A 21038-nucleotide genomic window follows, 5' to 3' on the forward strand; every position below is an offset into this window, starting at 1 on the left:
CGCGCATGACAAACGGGCAGCCCAACGGCTGCCCGTTTTTTTGTGGGCACTCAAAGGGTCAATCTGTCCGAAGGGAAACTAAAGTTGTAGAGCGTATCCACGCACGACCAGATACATTCAGCGGGTTTGGACACGCGGGTCGAGCGCCCGCGCGATCTCCCCCCTCGCCACCGACCACCACCGGGTACCCCCAATGATCACTTTCATCGCCTCGATACTGCTGCTAATAGTCGGGTATTTCACCTACGGCAAGTTCGTGGATCGAGTGTTCGTCGCCGACCGAAAGCGTCCGACACCGGCCTTTAGCATGCGCGACAACATCGACTACGTGCCGATGAACCCCACGCGCAACTCGCTCATTCAGCTACTCAATATCGCCGGGGTGGGCCCGATCTTCGGCCCGATTCTGGGCGCCTTGTACGGCCCCGTGGCGTTCGTCTGGATCGTGATCGGCTGCATCTTCGCCGGCGCCGTACACGACTACCTGACCGGCATGATCTCGATTCGTAACCACGGCGCGCACCTGCCGCAGCTGGCGGGCAAGTTCCTTGGCAAGGCGATGAAGCACGTGGTCAACGGCTTTGCTCTGCTGCTGCTGCTGCTGGTGGGCACGGTGTTCGTGACCTCGCCGGCCACGCTTCTGGCGAACATGACCTCACTGTCGCTGGTCGGTATTACAATGGCGATCTTCGCCTACTACCTGATCGCCACGCTGCTACCGATCGACAAGGTGATCGGGCGTATCTACCCCTACTTCGGCGCGCTGCTGCTCTTTAGCGCCGCCGGTATCGGCATCGGCCTGGTCGTCACCGGCGCGCCGATTCCCGAGCTTTCATTCCAGAACATGCACCCGGACGGCGCGCCGATCTTCCCGCTGCTGTTTCTGACGATCTCCTGCGGCGCGCTCTCCGGCTTTCACGCCACCCAAACGCCGATCATCTCGCGCACCACAGAGAACGAAATCAGCGGCCGCCGCATCTTCTACGGCATGATGATCACCGAAGGCGTGATCGCCATGATCTGGGCTGCCGCCGCCATGAGCCTGTTCTACGGCGATCAGTCGCTGTCCGACGTGCTGGCCGCCGGCGGTCCCGCCGCGGTCGTAAGCGAAGTCTCTACCGTCATGCTGGGTGCAGTGGGCGGCACGCTCGCCATCCTGGGCGTCATCGTACTGCCGATCACCTCCGGCGACACCGCGTTTCGCAGCGCGCGCATGATCATCGCGGATTATCTGAAGATCGGACAAAAGCCGATCGCCAAGCGTTTGATGATCGCCCTGCCGCTGTTCGTCATTTCCTATGCGCTGACCCACATGGACTTCACCCTGCTGTGGCGCTACTTCTCCTGGGCGAACCAGACCACCGCGGTCATCGCGCTATGGGTGGGCACCATGTATCTGGTGCTGTCGCGCAAGCCCTACCTGATTACGGCAATCCCTGCCGTGTTCATGACCATGGCAACCTTTACGTACCTGGCCTTCGCGCCGATCGGTTTTGGCCTGCCGCTGCAGATCAGCTACGTCGTGGCCGCGCTCGGCACGCTGGTATGCATCGCGCTATTCATGAAGCGTGTACGCCGCCTGAGCCGCGCCACGTTCACCGTGGATGAGCCGGTAGCCGCATTCGAGGGATCTGACGCCTTCGCCGCGCAAAACCGCTAACCTTTACACGAACCCGAACCCGCCTGACGGATGATCCCGTCGGGCGGGTTTTATTTTCAGGGGCTTTCAAAGAGCTTTCTCTTCTCTTTCCAGGCCCGCAGCTTACTTCCCTCCAGCCTCGCCTTTACTTAACTTAAATCAATATCTTTAATAGATAACTATTAACGCTGCTTAACTTTCTTCGTTACATCGTTGAAAATTATCACTAATAAAATAAATAAAAAAGAACACTTTAAGATGCGCATGAATCATAGAGACATCAAAAAGTAAATATTTATAAGTCACTGATTTTAAATCGAATAAAAAACTTTAACCCAATAAAACAGCTTATTTATCTTATATATTTATTTATATGCTAAGTTATTAAAGGCAACAAGTATTCATTCTGACGAAACGCCAAAGCCAGTTACTCCAAATCATGGGTTTTTAATAAAAAATCAAATTTTTTTATTGAACAACTTATCAGGAGTAATCACCAAGGACCCCCTTGGCAAACTACTAAGGAGAGTAACATGTTTCATCATTCCTCTAAGCTGCAATACCCGGTCAAGGTTGATAAACCTAACCCCCAGTTCGCGATGCTGCTTCAACAGGCGATCGGCGGTATTGAAGGCGAGATTCGCGTGGCCATGCAGTACTTTTTCCAGGCCATGGGCGCCCGCGGTGATGACCGCATTCGGGACATGTTGATGTCCACCGCCACCGAAGAGCTTTCACACATCGAGATGCTGGGTCATGCGGTTGCGCTCAATCTGGAAGGCGCCCCGGTTTCCTATCAGGAAGAAACCGCCAAGGACCCGGTCATGAACGCCATTCTGGGCGGCGCCAACCCACGCCATCTGCTTTCGTCCGGGCTTTCCGCCATGCCGGTCAATGCCAACGGTGTGCCTTTCGACATGAGCCACGTCTACGCTACCGGCAATATCGGCGCGGACATGATGGCCAACGTCGCCGCCGAATCCGGTGGTCGTGTGCTCGCCACACGCCTTTACAACTGGACCGACGACCACGGCATGAAGGACTTCCTGTCGTTTCTGATTGCTCGAGATACTTACCACCAGCAGCAGTGGCTGGCGGTGATCGAGGAGCTTGGCGGCATGCAAGCGCAATTGCCGATTCCAAACTCGACGCCGGAAGAGCATGAAGCGACCGAACACTCCTACTACTACCTGAACACCCTGCTGGATAAGGACGCACCCAAGGGCCGCTGGGGCGAAGGTCCATCGCTTGATGGCCGAAGCCAGTACTCCATCAAGAATACACCCGAGCCGCTGGGTCAGGAGCCATCGCTTGGCGGCGCCAAGCCCAACTCCGGTGCTCAGATCGAACAGGTCGATTCATCCAAGTAAAAAGGATGCCACAAAAAAACCCCGAACCAGGTTCGGGGTTTTTATGTTTAGCGGCGGCCGCGACTTACTCGTAGGACTGGTCGCCGGCCACGTGCATCTGACGCTGGATGTAGTTCTGGATGCCGACCTTGTCGATCAGGCTGAGCTCGGTTTCGATGTGGTCGATGTGCTCTTCTTCATCGGCCAGCAGGTCGCGCAGCATGTCGCGAGTCACGTAGTCCTTCACGCTTTCGCAGTAAGTGATCGCTTCGATGTAATCGTTGCGGCCGTCGTGTTCTATCTTGAGATCGCACTCGAGCATTTCCTTGACGTTTTCACCGATGTGCAGCTTGCCCAGGTCCTGCAGATTCGGGATGCCTTCCAAAAACAGAATGCGCTCGATGATCTTGTCGGCGTGCTGCATCTCTTCGATGGACTCATCGTACTCCCACTTGGCCAGCGCCTTGAGGCCCCAGTCCTTGTACATTTTGGCATGCAGGAAGTACTGATTGATCGCCACCAGTTCGTTGCCGAGCGCGATATTGAGATGCTGGATGACCTTGGGATCGCCTTTCATGTATCACCTTTATTTAGCTGAACCGCTTTTTTGTCGTCAAAGGTTTTTCGATCAATCAAGCAGTTACGTTGGTAAAGGAGCAGCGACACGAAGGGCGTACTCCCAGTTGAGTGAGAGTATAGACGAGGCCTTTAAAAATTCAAGTAAATCAAACGTTTGCTAAAAGCAAATCAAACAATAGTGATTCGCGTCATACGGCGTAAGCAAGACCCATATCGGCCTGTTCGCGCTCGATTTGAAGCGCTTCGCGGGTAATCGATTTTCCAAGACAGGCGCACTTGCCGCACTGGGTTGCGCAACCGGTGGCCTCACGCACGTCGCGCCAGCTGCGCGCCCCGTCGCTGACTTCCCGGCGAATCTGGTGGTCGGTCACTCCCTTGCACACACATACGTACATGGCATCACCTCGATAAAAGCATGGAGTGAATGTAAATGATTCGCATACGAGTTATCAAGTGCCAACCAGTGCTCTTTAGTAGCGGTTTTTAACCGGGCCATTTTTAGTACCGTCAATACAGGAAGTTAGCCCCCCGGCAGGAGAAAAAAATTACAAAAAAAAGCCGAACCGCTTCCAAAACGGCCCGGCATGTGCAGATTTTCGAGCGCTAGCCGTTGCGGCGTAGAAAGAAGAGTCCAACCACGGCGCAGGCAAGCGTCGGGACCAGCACCGCCCACACCGGCGAGAAGCCGAAAATGCTCGAGGCCGGCGCCAGTAGATCCTGCACGTACTTGAACACCAGCCCCGTGACGACCCCGTAGAACACCCGCGTGCCGGCGGCGACGGTGCGCAGCGGGCCGAACACGAAGGAGGCGGCGATCAGTACCAGTGACCCCATGGTGAGCGGCATCAGTACCTTCTGCCAGAAGTAGAGCAGCGGCTGCTCGGCGCTCTGGCCCTGGCTTTGCAGGAAGTTGGCGTAGGCCCACAGCTCGCTGGGCGCTTGGCTTTCGATGTCGCGCAAAAGGCGTTCGAGCTGGGTCGGGGTCAGATCCGTCTCCCACGGCATCCGATCAACATACTCGGATTCGGTGCGGTCCTCGAAAATACGCGTGGTGTTGACGCCTTCGAGCTGCCAGGCCCCTTGCTCCCAGCTGGCGCGAGCGGCGCGGGTGGCCTCGACGAGGCGGCGATCCTCGAAGCGGTAGCGGGTCAAATCGAGCACCACGTCGTCGGCGCGAATCGCGCCAAAGCGGTAGACGCTGTCGCCTTCTAGCTGCCAACCGCTGCGGCTTTGCAGCATTGTGCCCTCACCCTGGCGCTGCTCCAGTCGCCAAGCCTCGGCGAACTGTTCGGTGCGGGGGCTGACGAACTCGGCCACCAGAAGCACCACCGCGACCACTACCAGCACCGGCTTCATCACGCCCCATAAAATGCGCCCCAGCGAACGCCCGGCGGCGCGCATCACGGTCAGCTCGTTGCTCGAGGCCATGGTGCCCAGGCCAATCAGCGCGCCGATGAGCACCGCCACCGGCGCGTACTGATAAAACCGCCAGGGCAGGCGCATGCCCAGATAGACCAGGACGTCCAGCGCCGAATAGTTGCCCTGGGTGTCACCGAGATCACCAATGTAGGCGATCGTGATATCGAGGCCCAACAATACGAACTGCACGATGATGATGGCGCCCAACACGTTACGGGCAATGTAGCGATCCAGTCGATCGAAAGGGTTCAAGGCACCGAACATTAGCGCATTCCTTTACGTTGCGAGCGCCAGATCAAAAGGCCCCCCAGAAGCAAGAACAGCCCGTGAATGGGCCACACGCCGATCGCGGCGGCAAGCGTTTGACTTCCGATCGCGTCTACTGCGGCCAGCAGCAGGCTCAAATAGGCGACGTATAAAAAGACCGCCGGAAGGAGCTTGGCAAAGCGCCCCTGGCGTGGATTGACCTGAGAAAGCGGCTGGGCCAGAAGTGCCAGCACGAACACCATCAGCGGAAGCCCGGCCCGCCACTGAAACTGCGCCTGGGCGCGGGGGTCAGGGTCGCGCCAAAGTTCCGGCGTAGTGGCGAACTCCAGCGAGTCGAGCTCCTGACGATCGCGGCTCAGGCCCAGACGCAGCGTATAGCGATCGAACACCAGCCGCTCCGCTGCGCGCGAGCCGGGGGTGACGCCGTAGCGCTCGCCCTCTTCCAGCACCAGAAAGCGGCTGCCGGTGTCGACGCTGGTTTCCTGATATCCCGAGCGCGCCCGAGTCACGTAGCTGTGCGTGCCCTCCTCGGCCTGGGCCTGCTCGTGGACCAGCACCTCCTGCATCCGGTTGCCGTTATCGCTAAAGCCGCTGATATAGGCGGTGCGCCCGCTGCCAAAGGACTGAAAGCGCCCGGGCGCCAGTACCGAGACGTCCAGCCGGCTCTGCTGCTCTTCGATGGTCGCCTCGGTCAAAAGCGAGCCCGCCGGGGTCAGCCACAGGCTGCAAAGCCCGACCAGAATGGCCACGATCGACGCCGGCAAGAGCGTCACGCGCAAAAGCCGCGTGGGGCTCATGCCGCAGGCGACCATCACGGTGATTTCGCTGTTCATGTAGAGCTGGCCGTAGGCGAGCAGAATGCCGAGAAAGAACGCCAGCGGCAGAATCAGCTCCATGAACCCCGGCAGGTGATAGAACATCAAACTGCCCAGAATGGTAACCGGGAAGTCGCCTTCGGCGGCATCGGCGAAGTAGCGAATAAAGCGGCTACCCATGATGACCAGCAGCAAGATGCCGGCGACCGCCGACATGGTGAGTAACACTTCACGAGTCAAGTACCGAAATAAAATCAACGCGCTCTCCGGCCAGTCCAGCAAGGTTGCCATGCAATGCGCTCATGGCTTGGGTACACTAATCCAGCGTACGATAGCGATATACGATCGCGGTATTATCGCGAATCCCTCGATGCTTGTCTTGTTGGAGACGTCATGGAATTTTCCGTTCAAACGGCCAATCCCGCCAAAGCCGAGACGGCCTGCCTGGTGCTGCCTGTCTATAAAGATAGCGAGTTACTGCCGTGTGTGGCGAAACTCGACGACGCGAGCGAGCGGCTGATCGGTCAACTCCTCGAACGCGGCGACTTCGATGCGGCTCTGGGTAACGTTCAGTTGATTCCTTTTGCCCCGGGCCTGGGCGCCGAGCGGCTTCTGCTGGTGGGCCTTGGCGCACGCGAAAAGTGCCAGGAAGCGGCCTTTCTCAAGGCGCTCGACGCCGCCATGACCGCACTGGTCAAGCTGCCCATCGACGATGCGAGCGTGGCCTTTACCGACGTGGTCCTCGAGCGCGACACCGCCTGGAAGGCGCGCAAGACGCTGGAGGCCGCCGAACGCGCGCTTTACCGCTTCGATCAGTTCAAATCCCAGCCGGCACCGAAGGCGACGCTGACCGCCCTTCACCTGATCGTCACCGACAACGCCGAGGTGGAAAGCGCCCAATACGGCGCGCGAGTCGGCACGGCCATCGGCCAGGGCATCAACTTCACGCGCACGCTGGGCAATCTCCCGGGCAACGTCTGCACGCCGCGCTACCTGGCCGAGCAGGCCGAAACCCTGGGGCAAGCGTCCAAAGGCGCACTGTCGGTCGAGATTCTGGATGAAGAAGCGCTCGAGGCGCTCGGCGCCGGCGCGCTTCTTTCCGTGGGCCGGGGAAGCGTGGAGCCCTCGCGGCTGATAGTGATGCGCTACCAGGGCGCGGAAGAGGCCGACGAGGCGCCGCACGTGCTGATCGGCAAGGGCATCACCTTCGATACCGGTGGCATTTCGCTCAAGCCCGGCGAGGGCATGGACGAGATGAAGTTCGACATGGGCGGCGCGGCCGGCGTATTCGGCACCGTCAAAGCGGTACTTGAGATCAAGCCGAAGATCAACGCGGTGTTCATCGTCGCCGCCGCCGAGAACATGCCCGACGGCGCAGCGACCAAGCCCGGCGACATCGTCAAAACGCTCAAGGGCCTGACGGTGGAAGTGCTCAACACCGACGCCGAAGGCCGGCTTGTACTGTGCGACGCGCTCACCTACGCCGAGCGCTTCACGCCCGCCAGCGTCATCGATATCGCCACGCTCACCGGGGCCGCCATCGTGGCACTTGGCCACCACGCCACCGGGCTTTTATCCAACGACGACGATCTGGCTCTCGACGTGCTGGAGGCCGGCGACGGCGCCTGGGATCGCGCCTGGCAGCTGCCGCTCTGGGACGAGTACCAGGAGCAGCTCGATTCCAACTTCGCGGATCTGGCCAACATCGGCGGGCGCCCGGCGGGTACGATCACCGCGGCGTGTTTTCTCTCCCGCTTTGCCGAGCACTTCCCCTGGGCGCATCTGGATATCGCCGGTACCGCCTGGCACTCGGGCAAACAGAAAGGCGCCACTGGCCGTCCGGTTGGGCTTTTGACCCAGTACCTGCTGGATCGCGAAACCGATGCCCAGATCGAAATCGGGGTGAAATAACCCGCCTCGATCGCCTAGCGGTTGCCTTTCAAGGCCACAACCGTTAAACCTGAATGCCATGAGGCGCCCGCCAGCCCGGGCGCCTTCCCTCTTTTTAATGTCAGCCCCTGCGGGGGTATTTTGCGGAGACCACACGCCGTGCCCACTGCCAGTTCAGCCAATCGTTTCGAAATTTTGCCGTCCAACCTGCCCACGGCGGAGAACATTCGCGAAAGCATTCTTCAAAACCCGGGGTTCGGCCGCCACTTCACCGACCACATGGCCCACGTCCGCTGGACCGTCGACGCCGACTGGCACGGCCACCAGGTGCGCCCCTACGGGCCGCTCACTCTCGACCCGGCCGCCGCGGTGCTGCACTACGGCCAGGAAATCTTCGAGGGCATCAAGGCCTACCGCCACGCCGACGGCTCGGTCTGGACCTTCCGCCCGGAGAAAAACGCCGAGCGCCTGCGCCGTAGCGCCCGCCGCTTGGCCCTGCCCGAGCTCTCGGATGAGGACTTCATCGGCTCGATTCAGGCGCTGCTCGCCCAGGACAGCGCCTGGGTGCCGACGCCGCAAAGCGACGCCGACGAGTGCAGCCTCTATCTGCGCCCGTTCATGATCGCCTCGGAAGCGTTTCTCGGCGTGCGCCCGAGCCACGAGGTCGACTACTACGTCATCGCCTCGCCGGCGGCTTCCTACTTCAAGGGCGGCGTGAACCCGGTCTCGATCTGGCTGTCGTCTACCTACAAGCGCGCCGCACCCGGCGGCACCGGCTTTGCCAAGTGCGGCGGCAACTACGCGGCCTCGCTTGCCGCACAGAAGGAAGCCGAAAGCCATGGCTGCGGCCAGGTCGCGTTCCTGGACGCCGCCGAGAGCAAGTGGCTCGAAGAGCTTGGCGGCATGAACCTGTTCTTCGTCTACAAGGATGGCCGCCTGGTTACCCCGCGCCTGACCGACACCATCCTTGAAGGCGTGACCCGCGACTCGGTCCTCACGCTTGCTAAAGACATGGGCCTGACGCCGGAGGAGCGCCCCATCAGCATCGACGAGTGGCGCGACGGTGCCAAATCCGGCGAGATCTCCGAAGTGTTCGCCTGCGGCACCGCCGCGGTCATCACCCCGGTGGGCGAGCTGGTCACCGAGCAGGAGCGTATTCGCGTTCAGGGCGACGGCGGTAGTGAAGTGGCCATGCGCATCCGCAAGGCGCTGCTGGACATTCAGTATGGCCGCAGCGACGACAAGCACGGCTGGCTGACCCAACTGGTGTAGCCCTTCCCGCCGCCGCCTCGCGCGGCGGCGCTTCACTTCTACCGACGACCCTTGCAAGGCAGAAGCCCCATGGCGCGAATCGACTTCTACATACTTCAGGACACCACCCTGGAGGGGCGGCTCGCCTTTGCCTGCAAGCTGGCCGAGACCATCCACCGCAAGGGCTACCGGCTGCACCTGCACTGCGAGGATCAAACGCTTGCCGAACAGGCCGACGAGGCGCTGTGGACCTTCCGTGATGACGCCTACCTGCCCCACGCGATCGAAGGCAGCGACCTGGCCGACAGCGTCCCCATCACGCTCGGCTTCAATGAGCTGCCTTCGCCCCGCGAAGAGACCGCGCTTTTGAACCTGCACCCGGATATCCCCGCGGGCATCGAGCGCTTTACAAGAGTTGCCGAGATCATCAACCAGCACCAGCAGGTGCTCATCGCCAAACGCGCCTGCTGGCAGCGCTACAAGGAGCTTGGCCATGAGGTAGTGCCGCACAAGATCGGCTGATACCGGAGAGAACGCCCATGAGTGATAAGCCCGTTTCCCTGATCACCCCGCCCGATGGCTACAACGATTGGCTCGCCGAGCTGAAACAGCGCATTCATGCGTCACAGCAGCGAGCGACGTTTGCGGTCAATCGCGAGCTGATACAGCTTTACTGGCAAATCGGCCGCGACATTCTCGAGCGCCAGGCAGAGCAAGGCTGGGGCGCAAAGGTGATCGAGCGGCTGGCTTTCGATTTGCGGGCGGCTTTTCCGGAAATGAAAGGTTTCTCACCTCGTAACCTCAAATACATGCGTGCCTTCGCCGAGGCCTGGCCGGAGCCCGCGTTTGTGCAAGAGGTGCTTGCACAATTGCCCTGGTATCATCAGCTGGCCCTACTGGAAAAGCTATCCGACCCGGAAAGCAGATGTTGGTACGCCTACGAGGCGATTCAGCACGGCTGGTCACGCAACGTACTGGTCATGCAGATCGAAACCCGCCTGCTGGAACGCCAGGGAGCGGCGGTGACCAACTTCGAGGCGAGCCTGCCCAAGCCACAGTCGGACCTGGCCCGGGAATCGCTGAAAGACCCGTATCGCTTCGACTTTCTCGGTCTGTCAGCCGAGTCTCAGGAGCGCGACGTCGAAGAGGCGCTGGTGCGCCACGTCACCGAATTCCTGCTGGAGCTGGGCGCGGGTTTTGCCTTCGTCGGTCGCCAGGTGCTACTCGATGTTGGCGGAGAAGAGTTCTTCCTCGATCTGCTGTTCTATCACTTGAAGCTTCGCTGCTACGTGGTCATCGAGCTCAAGACAGGCAAGTTCAAACCAGAACACTTGGGGCAGCTCGGCTTCTACCTGACCGCGGTCGACCGCCAGGTAAAAACCGAGCTGGATGCGCCGACCATCGGCCTGCTGCTGTGCAAGAGTAAGAACAAGGTCGTCGCCGAATACGCGCTGAGCGATAAATCCCAGCCGATGGGCATTGCCGAATACAAGTTGTTGGAATCGCTCCCCACCGAGCTGCAAACGGGCCTGCCCAGCATCGAACGAATCGAGCAGACGCTTGCCGAGATCAAAAACGGCCCCGAGATGTAAAACAACGCCTGGTAACAACACGCTCATGCGCTGCTCCCCTGACGCGCGGCACTCGATCGCGCTATACTTGTCGCCATTTTTTCGCCCCATCCGAATTTCATGCGCTCCCTTTGAGACGCATCGTTTGTGAGTCGCTCCATGGAAAAGACCTACCAACCCGAACAGATCGAAACCCGCTGGTACGCGCGCTGGGAAGCGGACAACCGCTTCGCGCCGTCAGGCACCGGCGCGCCCTTCTCCATCATGATTCCGCCACCCAACGTGACCGGAAGCCTGCACATGGGCCACGCGTTCCAGGACACCATCATGGATACCCTGACGCGCTGGAAACGCATGCAGGGCAACAATACGCTCTGGCAGGTGGGCACCGACCACGCGGGGATTGCGACCCAGATGCTGGTCGAGCGTAAGGTCGCCGCCGAAGAGGGCAAGACGCGCCATGATCTCGGGCGCGAGGCGTTCACGGACAAGATTTGGGAGTGGAAGGCAGAATCTGGCGGCCACATTACCCGTCAGCTGCGCCGTATGGGCGCCAGCGTTGACTGGTCGCGCGAGCGCTTCACCATGGATGAGGGCTTCTACAAGGCGGTGCAGGAAGTCTTCGTGCGTCTGCACGAGGAGAAGCTGGTTTACCGCGGCAAGCGTTTGGTCAACTGGGACCCGACGCTGCACACCGCGATTTCCGACCTGGAAGTCGAAAACAAGGAGCAGCAGGGCAGCTTCTGGCATTTCCGCTACCCACTGGCCAACGGCGTGCAAACCGCCGACGGCAAGGATCATATCGTCGTCGCCACCACCCGCCCGGAAACGCTTTTAGGCGATACCGGCGTGGCAGTGAACCCGGACGACGCGCGCTACGCCTCACTGGTCGGCCAGTTCATCGAGCTTCCGCTGGTCGGCCGGCGCATTCCGATCGTCGCCGATGAGCACGCGGACATGGAAAAAGGCTCGGGCTGCGTCAAGATCACCCCGGCCCACGACTTCAACGACTACGAAGTCGGCAAGCGCCAGAACCATCTTTTGATCAACGTCTTCTCCAAGGACGCCACGATCCTCGAGCGCGCCGAGATCTTCGACCTCAAGGGCCAGCCCCAGCCGGACGAAGACGCCACCCTGCCCACCAAATACGCAGGCCTGGATCGTTTCGAAGCGCGCAAGCAGATCGTCGCCGACATGGACGCGCTTGGCCTGCTGGTCGAGGTGGAAAGCGTCAACAACACCCTGCCTTTTGGCGACCGCTCGGGCGATGTCATCGAGCCGCTTCTGACCGACCAGTGGTTCGTGGCGGTCGAAAGCCTGGCCAAGCCTGCGATCGAGGCGGTAGAGAACGGCGATATCCAGTTCGTGCCGAAGAACTACGAGAACATGTACTTCGCCTGGATGCGCGATCTGCAGGACTGGTGCATCTCGCGCCAGCTCTGGTGGGGCCACCGCATTCCCGCCTGGTACGACGAGCAGGGCAACGTTTACGTGGCGCGCTCCGAAGCGGAAGCCCGCGAGAAGCACGGCCTAACTGCAGACGTCACTCTAACCCAGGACGAGGACGTGCTGGATACCTGGTTCAGCTCGGGCCTTTGGACGTTTGGCACGCTGGGCTGGCCGGAGAAGACCCCGGAGCTCGAGACCTTCCACCCCACCAGCGTGCTGGTGACGGGCTTCGACATCATCTTCTTCTGGGTCGCCCGGATGATCATGATGACGCTCAAGTTCACCGGAGAGGTGCCCTTCAAGACCGTCTATGTGCATGGCCTGGTGCGCGACGGCCAGGGCCAGAAGATGTCGAAATCCAAGGGCAACGTGCTCGACCCGATCGACCTGATCGACGGCATCAGCCTGGACGCGCTGCTGGAAAAGCGTACCGGCAACATGATGCAGCCGCAGAAAGCCAAGGCGATCGCCAGGGCGACGAAAGAGGAGTTCAAGGACGGCATCGAGCCCCACGGCACCGATGCGCTGCGCTTCACGTTCCTCTCGCAAGCGACCACCGGGCGCGACATCAAGTTCGATATGAACCGGCTGGACGGCTACCGCAACTTCTGCAACAAGCTGTGGAACGCCTCGCGCTATGTGCTGATGAACGCCGAAGGCGAGGATTGCGGCGCTGCGGACGAGCCGGTGGAGCTCTCGCTAGCCGATCGCTGGATCATCTCCGAGCTGCAGAAAACCGAGGCCCAGGTCACCAAAGCGATGGACGAGTACCGTTTTGACCACGCCTCCCAGGCGCTTTACGAGTTCGTCTGGAACGAGTACTGCGACTGGTACCTGGAGCTTTCCAAGCCGGTGCTGTGGGACGAAGCCGCAAGCGCCGAGTCCAAGCGCGGCACCCGCCGCACCCTGGTGCGCGTGCTCGAAACCATCCTGCGCCTGGCGCACCCGATGATGCCCTATATTTCCGAGGAGATCTGGCAGCGCGTGGCGCCTTTGGCCGGCCGTCATCCGGGCGGTGACGCCTCGATCATGACGCAAGCCTGGCCACAAGCCAATGAAGACAAGATCGACGAGCAGGCCGGGCGCGACATCGAGTGGCTCAAGGGTGTGATCATCGCCGTGCGCAACATCCGCGCCGAGATGAACATCGCCCCGGGCAAGCCGCTGGACGTGCTGCTGACCAAGGGCCAGCCGACGGACGCCGAGCGCCTCGAGAGCAACCGCCTGTTCCTCTCGAAACTGGCCAAGCTTCAAAGCGTCACCTGGCTTGCCAACCCCGCCGAGGCGCCGCTGTCCGCCACCCAGCTGGTCGGCGATATGGAAGTGCTGGTGCCGATGGCGGACCTGATCGACAAGGACGCGGAGCTTGCGCGCCTGAACAAGGAGATCGAGAAGCAGGACAAGCTGATCGGCGGCGTCGAGAAGAAGCTTTCCAACGAAGGCTTCACCGCCAAGGCGCCGGCCGCGGTGATCGACAAAGAGCGCGCCAAGCTCGCCGAGTTCCAGTCCGCTAAAACGCTGTTGCAAGAGCAGAAGGCCAAGATCGAAGCGCTTTAACCTCTTCGATGCTCTAGCCCGCCATGCTCACCGGCTCCGTCAGGAGCCGGTTTTTTAACGCCAGGCAGCGCTCGATTAGCACACGGATCAGGCGAACCAGCGGCACGGTTGTATACCCGATTCTCAAACTTGCGCCCTATGTCACACCGATGGGACATGAGCCGCTGGACTCGGTACTGGACATACTGGCGCCAGCGGCAAGCTGTTTTCTGTTGGCACCCGGCGTGTGGGCAATACGCCAGCGGGGCCGCTAGCGCGATTTGGCGTTTTTTTGGTACTCTAGCCGGACCAATGTTTGCTTAGCGGCGATGTACAATGAAAAGAACGCTTTTGCTATCCGCGCTGGCGCTTGTTGCCCTACCCGCTCACGCGGAGCTGTTCAAATGCACCGCGCGGGACGGTCACACCACCTTTCAGGACAGCCCCTGCGCGAACGGGCGTTCTGAAACCGTCAATCCCAACGGCCTCAGCATCATTCAGGCGCCGCCAGTCAGCGCCCGCGCCTCGATTCAGTCCGCCTCCGTCCAGCCGCCCCGCATCATTTACCTGCCCGGCGGCAGCCAGCACCAGCACTCCATTCAGCAGCGCAACGCCCGCGTCAAAGCACGTGCCCGCCTGCCGCTCAGGTTTGGCCGAACACGGCCCTGATCTTTTGGCCACTGCATGGTCTCTCAGCTTTGATGGCGATGGGTCCAGAGCCGAAACGGTGCCGTGGGATCCTCGACTTTCATCTGCGTGAAAGGCAGATTCTGCTGGGCGATGGGTTTGGCGAACTCGTCATAGAACGTTTTGAGCGTCATGTAGCGCCCGCCGTCTTCGTAGTGCTCGCCTTCCTGTTCGCGCGTAGCGGCAAAGTACACCTGCTCCGGCGCCGCATAGTAAAGCGCCCCAAGGCACATGGGGCACGGGTAAGCGGTAATGTAGACATCGCACCCGTTAAGGTCGGTTCTTCCCTTGGCGGCCAGCTCACGGATGGCGGTGATTTCGGCATGCGCGGTGAGATCCCCGCTTTGCGACACCTGATTGGTCGCCTCATGCACGATCTCGCCGGATTCACGATCCACCACGATGCAGGCAAAGGGTTTGCCGCCCGCGTCGACGTTCTCCAGCGCCAGCTCGACGCTACGCTGGATCAGGGTTTCGGGAGTAGGTGTCTGAGTCATGAGATATTCGATTCCTTTTGATCGATGGGGTAAACGTCCTGTTCGCCACACGCCCCTCAACGCCTTGGCCACATGCGGCCAGCTACCTGGGGAGCCGCCACCGCAAGGCTCGCGGTGGCACATGAAAGATAGTCGAAATATACCGGCGCGCGGGTCGAAATCGACACCTTCCCATCATGCCGATGCTCAGGTGCTACGCTTGGCCTAATGACCCGTTCAAACAGGAGCGCTTTCCATGGATTCCACTCAGCGTTATCAGCTACTCCAGCGCGCCGTCGCTCTCGCCGAGCAGGCCCTGGAGGCCGGCGACGAGCCCTTCGGCTCGGTGCTCGCCGATGCGCAAGGCGTTGTACTGCGTGAGGCCCGAAATCGCATCAACAGTGGCGATGCCACCCAGCACCCGGAGTTCGAACTGGCCCGCTGGGCCGCGCAGCACTTGAGCGAGCGCGAACGACATGGGGCCACCGTGTTCACCTCCGGCGAGCACTGCCCCATGTGCGCCGCCGCCCACGCCTGGGCCGGCCTTGGCCCCATCGTCTACGCCAGCTCTTCCAAACAGCTTGCTGCTTGGCACAAAGAGTGGGAACTCGAAAGTCCGCCAGTGGCGCCGCTGACCATCGAGCAAGTAGCGCCGAAGGTGCCGGTCAGCGGGCCGGATGAGGCGCTGGCTCGGGCGGTTTATGAGCTGCACTGTCGGTATCGTGGTGCTCGAAGTGCATGATCTGGTTGGCGAGGAATCACATCAGCATTCGGATCAAATAGGGCTAGCGGCTGCTGTGAACCTTGATCTTTCGGGAACGATAATCCAGCCACATTCTTTTTAATTCGACGCCCGCGTCAGCGCATACTGACTCGAGGATTCTATCCCTTCTCTGCCGATCCGGCCGTTCATGGCTTGGGTCGTCCAGCTCCATGACATACAGGATGCTGAAATCTTCCTTGCTGCAGATCACATAGTCGAAATGCCATTGAGAGATCTGTCTGAATAAGGCCAGGTACGCGCTACTTTTGGACCGATACTTTTTGGAATTGGGCTCTATGACGTCGACCACTCGAACCTGAGCGAAAATGTAACACTCTTCCCCATAGGTACTGACCAGCACCCTGTATACGTCCTGCTCACTGGGCGACATTAAGGCGCCTTTCTTGTGATAGGCTCCGCCTTTTTTCAAGAGCGCTTGTGACCTTGACGTTTTCCTGTCAGAAATGGAGCCGGTTCTTTTGGATGACAGGCCAGCCAGTATTAGTTTCATCAAGACGACGAAAACAAAAATAGCGGGTATCCATAGTACCGCTGGCCATAACAACGCAGTGGCATTCACGAAATCCATTCACACCTCTTTTTATTATGTCGTTCTGTATAGCCTCGGTTTCAGTACTGATAGCTGGAAGTCCGCCATATGTAACCGTAGAGCGATTGTAAGGTTTTCAAGAGTAGCTCGCCCTGCTCACGCTACTCGAACCGCAAATTTTCTGGCAAATCGAACTCAAGCCAATCTTTATACGCAGGGGAGCTGGCAGAGGTAACCTTTGACTGTCACCATCGGAAAACGGCGTCTGATAATCACCAGGAAATTAGCGATATGAAGAGAAATCCACATACGAAAAAGCCGCCCCAAAGGGCGGCTTTTTCATGTTCTGTAACGCTTTGCTTTATAACCATTTTAAATGGTGCCGACACCAGGAGTCGAACCCGGGACCTACTGATTACAAGGTAACTATTTTTAATAATTAAAACACGATCTTATCAAAAATAAATATATGGAAAACTTCAATTCTTGCGCTAACTAAATCAATCCCTTATGAAATCTCACTATGTACCAATGGTTTTACGGAAACCTGAAGAATCCGCCCTGTAACCCCATCCTTCAGATGCTCGCCAAGCCCTACCTCAAACCACAAAACCAATCCCCGCAAAAAATGCATAAATGCGCATGAAAACGCATAAAAAATCGCTCCTTTAAAACGGCCATTCCGCCCAGCAGCGGCGCGGCCCGAGCCCCTGCCGCAATAGTGCATAAAAACCACTACATTTAGCGCGCGGGCGGGGCGGGGTGCCGATGGCGCGGCGCGGGTCGTCGCCGTTGGTGGGTAGGTGGGCCGTAGGGCGTGCGTGCGGCGCGTTCGCGGATCGTTCGAGGTCGGGGCGCGGCCAGGATAGCGGCGCTCTAAACGAACGAGAGAGCGAATACAAAGGTTAGTACAACTCATTCAAAAACAGGCTTTGTTCAAGTGCGCACAAAAAAGCCGCCCGGGCGGGCGGCTTCGGTTATCAGGCGGGGTCAGTCGGCATCGGGGTCATCTAGTTGGTACGGCTCAAACCTCATGACCTCCTGCCCAATGTGATCGTTGACCTCCTTGAGGATTGCTTGGATGGGCTCGAGCTCGTTGGCTACGAACACCTGTGCTGCCTCCCTTGGCGTCCCAAATCCGCCAGTATTCTGGGGAATGATCCCCATGAGCTGGGGAGGTATGCGGTGTCCAGCCAGCTGGTCATCGCGGGTAATGTTCTTGATCGCCGCGAACTCGTCTTTCGCTGCCACCTCGCTCACCGGAATGATCTGCACACCGTCCTTTTTACCCCGCGGCGAGTAGAGGAACAGGTTTCGGAAGTTGCCCGGTCCTTTGCTCTGCTTCAGCGCCTTGCGCATGTCGTCGATGTCTTTCTGATCGTGCGCCGGGTCGTTAACGTACATGATAAACCCGGCGTGCGAGCCATTCAGATAATAGCGCCGACGAAACAGCGTCGCGGATTCGTTGAGCCAAGCGCTTTGTAGGCTGCCCAAATAATCCGGCACCCCGTAAATTGTTTGATCAATGTCGGGCTCGAGCAGGTGGATCGTGCGGCCGGCGGGTAACTCGATCCGCTCCATGTAGTTTGGGTGCCACCAGTAGCGGTCGTTGTCACCACGGCGCATGTACTTAGCGCTGCGATGCTGTAGGCCCAGCGTGCGCCCCAGCCGCCCCCGCACTTCTTCCAGGTACCCATTTCCGAACACCAGGTAGTCAAGGGCCAACGCCGCGAAGTTCCTCCGGTTGAGAAGCGGGTGCGGTATGAACGTCTTGAGCAGAATGTTCCTTTTGACCTGCAGCGCGCTGCCGTGGTGCGCAGTCGCCCGGTAGCTCTTTGCCAAGATGCTCAACGGAACAGGCGGCTCGTACCATTCGTCCGGCGTTAGCCAAACCCCCTCATACCACACGTCGTGCATCGACGTGACCGGCTCCGGATCGCCGAAGGTAAACGCCTCCATTCGCCCGCTATCGTTGGCCACCGCCGGGACGGCGGCTTCGGGTTCATACGCATATACCCGGTGGCGAGGTTTCGCCGCGGTCTCAGTCGTCATCGTCGGAAAACTCCATGATGGATTTGCCGGCACCCTCGGTCGTGGGGCCGTCGATCGGTTCGAAGTGAAGCGCGTGCATCGTCGCCCACGCCAAATCGGCGTGCCCGGTCGCTTGGCTGCGCCCGGACACATAAGTGAATTGCCGGCCTGAGCCGGTGAGCTCTTTCTTAATCGCCATGAACGACGCGGCCAGATCCGACCAGCCCGCGTCGAACTCTAGCCGGTCTTTCCGCATGATCTGCTGGGCCTGCAGCACCATGCTGGTTTTCAGCGCGACGTCGTACCGGTACCGAACCAGCGTCGGGAACCACTTCTCGACGTACTCCGCCACGGCGCCACCGATGCCGGTAGTATCGATGCCAATATGCCCAATGTTGTATGTGTCGCGGAACGCCTCGATAAACTCGGCTTGCTTCTCGTAGTCCTGCCCTTTCAACCGGTGCCGCTCGAGCACCCGATGCTTTTCCTCGCTCGATCGCGCCGGCAAAAGCACCACCAGCCCCGCACCGTCGCCGTCCTCGCTAGTACCGGTCGGGTCGTAACCAATCCACACCTCGCGATCACCCACCGGGCGCGGCGCGAACGGCCGGTAGTCGTCCCAAACCTCCCACGAATCAACCATGCACGCCTTCATGACGGCGAGCGGGAACGCGCTCTGGCTGTCATCGACAAACCCACACATCAGAAGGTTGTCGAATTCCTCCGGCGAGTACTCCAGGCGCAGCTGCTCGAGGTCGAACAGGTCACAGCCGCCCTCCATCGCATCCAGTACCGTGACGATCTGCCGCCAGTGGCCGTCCGGGCAAAGCCGCCCGTTTTTCAGCGCCTCATGAGAAACATCGAACTCGGCGCGCTCGCTCTTCTTGCGCCGCTTGTTGAACAGGTCGCCGTTCCAGAACGGGTAGCCCTCATGGCCAACACTCGACGGCGTTGAAAAATACGTCTGCCGCCACTTCTTGTGCATCGCCATGCCGGACGTGACTTTCCGAAACTCGGCAAAGCGATGAATCCAGAAGTACTCGTCGAGGTACACGTCGCCGTGATAGCCCTGGGCGGTTTTGCTGTTGGTACCCAGGAAGTGCAGCTCGGCGCCGTTATCCAGCACGATCGGGTCGCCCTTGAGCTCGACGTCGCACGTCTCTTTAACGAACTGAACGATGTAGTTCCGAAAGATGTGGGCCTGGGCGCGGCTGGCAGAAAGGAAAATCTTATTCCGCCCGTTCTTGAACGCATCAACGATGGCCTCGCGGGCGAAATACCACGTCGCGCCGATCTGGCGGCTCTTGAGGATGTTGCGGATGCGGTGTTTCTGACCCGCTTCGTGCCAAACCGCTTGGTACTCGAAGAGCGAATCGAGAAACGCCGCTTCCAGCGCCTCGATCTGCTCGTCATCCAACGCGTTACGGCGCGGCTTCTTCTTCGGCCCCGCGTTACGCGCCTCGATGTTCGGGTTGAGATCGGCTTCATTGCCGGTCTCGTCGTATTTGCGGACCCTCGCCAGGCGCTCCATTTGCCGGCCGAGAAGGTCGATTTCCTTATAGTCGACCGGCTCTTTTTTCTGCTTGGATACCAGCTGAACCAGCCGCGCCTCGATCGTGTACTCCACGCGCTCGGTCGGCGTCTTGTCCTCCCACCGGTCGCGTGCTTTCCACGAATGAACCGTGGCCGGCTTCTCGCCGATATGCTCAGCAATACGCACGACTCGCCACCCTTGCCAGTAGAGATGGCGGGCCGTCATGCGCGGCGATTCGTCGGTGCTCATAATTGGGGTGGGGGCGGCTGTTGTCATGCCGCCAGCGTACCCGCCGCGCGCGACACGCACGCCCGCCCCTATTTGTCATGCCACGCTCGCACAACGCCCGCCCGTTGAGACTATCGCGCTACACGCGGAACCTGAGCGCTATTGACCGCCACCCCGCTCAGGAAGCCCCACATGCCCAAGTTTTTCCGCGTCGCAACCGAAGGCGCAACCACCGACGAACGCAAGATCCAGCGCGACTGGATCACCCAGATGGCCGCCAACTACGACCCCAAGAAATACGGCGCACGCGTCTGGATGGAACACATTCGCGGCCTGACGGCAGATAGCGCCTTCAATGCCTTAGGCGATGTGCGGTCGGTCGAGGCCCGCGAGGTGGAAGACGGCAAGCTGGCACTCTTCGCTGAGATCGACCCCACCGACGAACTCAAGGCAATGAACAAGCGCCGCCAGAAGATCTACAGCTCCATCGAAGTGAACCCGAGCTTCGGCGATACCGGTGAAGCGTATCTCGAGGGGCTGGCCGTCACGGACTCCCCTGCCTCGCTCGGTACCGAGATGCTTGCGTTCAGCCGTGACAAGGGCGCCGCCTCGCCACTGGCCGCTCGCAAGCAACACGCCGAAAACCTGTTCACAGAAGCCGTCGAGGTCGACCTCGACTTCACCGAAGAGGAGACCCCCAAGCCCGGCATCGGCGAGTTCGTCAAAAACCTGTTCAGCCGCCAGGACGCCAAAACCACCAGGGGTTTCGAAGCCTTCGGCGCCGACATCAAGGGTGCGTTCGAAGAGTTCGCCAAGCGGCACGACGCTCTGAATGCAGACCTCGAAAACCGCCCCACCGCCGAAGCGTTCAGCCAGCTGAAAGCCGACCACACCGCGCTGCAAAAACGCTTCGATGAGCTTTTCACCAAGCTTGACAACACACCGGATACCCCGCCGCGCACACCCGCGACCGGTGGCACCGCCGAACTCACCGACTGCTAACG

18 protein-coding genes are annotated in these 21038 nt (G+C 59.9%); 10 read left to right on the plus strand and 8 right to left on the minus strand.

Going from position 1 to position 21038, the window contains the following annotated elements; all coding sequences use genetic code 11:
* Window positions 1-193 precede the first annotated feature (193 nt).
* On the plus strand, window positions 194-1660 hold the full coding sequence (locus tag OCT39_RS13845; protein WP_263585045.1) for a carbon starvation protein A: 1467 nt from the start codon (window positions 194-196) through the stop codon (window positions 1658-1660).
* Window positions 1661-2172: 512 nt separating this feature from the next.
* Entirely contained in the window at window positions 2173-3009 is an 837-nt protein-coding gene (locus tag OCT39_RS13850; RefSeq protein WP_263585046.1) for a manganese catalase family protein, read from the plus strand.
* 64 nt (window positions 3010-3073) lie between these two features.
* On the opposite strand, the gene bfr is transcribed toward OCT39_RS13850, so the two are convergent.
* From bfr to lptF, 4 genes are all read right to left on the minus strand, one after another.
* Window positions 3074-3565, minus strand: a complete 492-nt coding sequence (gene bfr / locus OCT39_RS13855) for a bacterioferritin (protein WP_263585047.1) — start codon at window positions 3563-3565, stop codon at window positions 3074-3076.
* 190 nt (window positions 3566-3755) lie between these two features.
* Window positions 3756-3962 (minus strand): (2Fe-2S)-binding protein, encoded by a 207-nt coding sequence (locus tag OCT39_RS13860; protein ID WP_263585048.1) that lies wholly within the window; start codon window positions 3960-3962, stop codon window positions 3756-3758.
* A gap of 208 nt (window positions 3963-4170) precedes the next feature.
* A complete protein-coding gene (lptG, locus tag OCT39_RS13865; RefSeq protein ID WP_263585049.1) occupies window positions 4171-5250 on the minus strand; it encodes an LPS export ABC transporter permease LptG in 1080 nt (359 codons plus the stop codon).
* Entirely contained in the window at window positions 5250-6326 is a 1077-nt protein-coding gene (gene lptF / locus OCT39_RS13870; protein WP_263587346.1) for an LPS export ABC transporter permease LptF, read from the minus strand. The genes lptG and lptF overlap by 1 nt, the downstream gene beginning before the upstream one ends.
* Window positions 6327-6461: 135 nt before the next feature.
* On the opposite strand from lptF, the gene OCT39_RS13875 reads away from it, so the two are divergent.
* The 6 genes from OCT39_RS13875 to OCT39_RS13900 all read left to right on the plus strand — a co-directional run bounded on the left by OCT39_RS13875 (window position 6462) and on the right by OCT39_RS13900 (window position 14434).
* Window positions 6462-7979: a leucyl aminopeptidase gene (locus OCT39_RS13875; RefSeq protein WP_263585050.1), complete on the plus strand. Its 1518-nt coding sequence runs from the start codon at window positions 6462-6464 to the stop codon at window positions 7977-7979.
* 138 nt (window positions 7980-8117) lie between these two features.
* Window positions 8118-9230 carry a branched-chain amino acid aminotransferase gene (locus OCT39_RS13880; protein WP_263585051.1) on the plus strand — a complete coding sequence of 371 codons (1113 nt, stop codon included), beginning with the start codon at window positions 8118-8120 and terminating at the stop codon, window positions 9228-9230.
* A gap of 69 nt (window positions 9231-9299) precedes the next feature.
* Window positions 9300-9731, plus strand: a complete 432-nt coding sequence (locus OCT39_RS13885) for a DNA polymerase III subunit chi (protein ID WP_263585052.1) — start codon at window positions 9300-9302, stop codon at window positions 9729-9731.
* Between the two features lie 17 nt (window positions 9732-9748).
* Entirely contained in the window at window positions 9749-10801 is a 1053-nt protein-coding gene (locus OCT39_RS13890) for a PDDEXK nuclease domain-containing protein (protein ID WP_263585053.1), read from the plus strand.
* Window positions 10802-10939: 138 nt separating this feature from the next.
* Entirely contained in the window at window positions 10940-13786 is a 2847-nt protein-coding gene (locus tag OCT39_RS13895) for a valine--tRNA ligase (RefSeq protein ID WP_263585054.1), read from the plus strand.
* A gap of 315 nt (window positions 13787-14101) precedes the next feature.
* Entirely contained in the window at window positions 14102-14434 is a 333-nt protein-coding gene (locus OCT39_RS13900) for a DUF4124 domain-containing protein (RefSeq protein WP_263585055.1), read from the plus strand.
* Window positions 14435-14457: 23 nt separating this feature from the next.
* On the opposite strand, the gene OCT39_RS13905 is transcribed toward OCT39_RS13900, so the two are convergent.
* A complete protein-coding gene (locus OCT39_RS13905; protein WP_263585056.1) occupies window positions 14458-14949 on the minus strand; it encodes a nucleoside deaminase in 492 nt (163 codons plus the stop codon).
* A 235-nt stretch (window positions 14950-15184) separates the two neighbouring features.
* Between OCT39_RS13905 and OCT39_RS13910 the strand changes: the two genes are divergently transcribed.
* Window positions 15185-15670: a nucleoside deaminase gene (locus OCT39_RS13910; protein ID WP_263585057.1), complete on the plus strand. Its 486-nt coding sequence runs from the start codon at window positions 15185-15187 to the stop codon at window positions 15668-15670.
* A gap of 43 nt (window positions 15671-15713) precedes the next feature.
* Here OCT39_RS13910 and OCT39_RS13915 read toward each other — a convergent pair whose 3' ends face one another.
* The 3 genes from OCT39_RS13915 to OCT39_RS13925 form a co-directional block, all read right to left on the minus strand.
* Entirely contained in the window at window positions 15714-16280 is a 567-nt protein-coding gene (locus OCT39_RS13915) for a DUF2726 domain-containing protein (protein WP_263585058.1), read from the minus strand.
* A gap of 951 nt (window positions 16281-17231) precedes the next feature.
* Window positions 17232-18293, minus strand: a complete 1062-nt coding sequence (locus OCT39_RS13920) for a phage portal protein (protein ID WP_263585059.1) — start codon at window positions 18291-18293, stop codon at window positions 17232-17234.
* Complete coding sequence (locus OCT39_RS13925) at window positions 18283-20082, minus strand: terminase large subunit domain-containing protein (RefSeq protein WP_412031126.1); 1800 nt, start codon at window positions 20080-20082, stop codon at window positions 18283-18285. Before OCT39_RS13925 ends, OCT39_RS13920 begins: the two co-directional genes overlap by 11 nt.
* 144 nt (window positions 20083-20226) lie before the next feature.
* On the opposite strand from OCT39_RS13925, the gene OCT39_RS13930 reads away from it, so the two are divergent.
* On the plus strand, window positions 20227-21036 hold the full coding sequence (locus OCT39_RS13930) for a GPO family capsid scaffolding protein (protein WP_263585060.1): 810 nt from the start codon (window positions 20227-20229) through the stop codon (window positions 21034-21036).
* Window positions 21037-21038 lie beyond the last annotated feature (2 nt).

This window comes from Halomonas sp. GD1P12 (assembly GCF_025725645.1).
Lineage (GTDB): Bacteria > Pseudomonadota > Gammaproteobacteria > Pseudomonadales > Halomonadaceae > Vreelandella.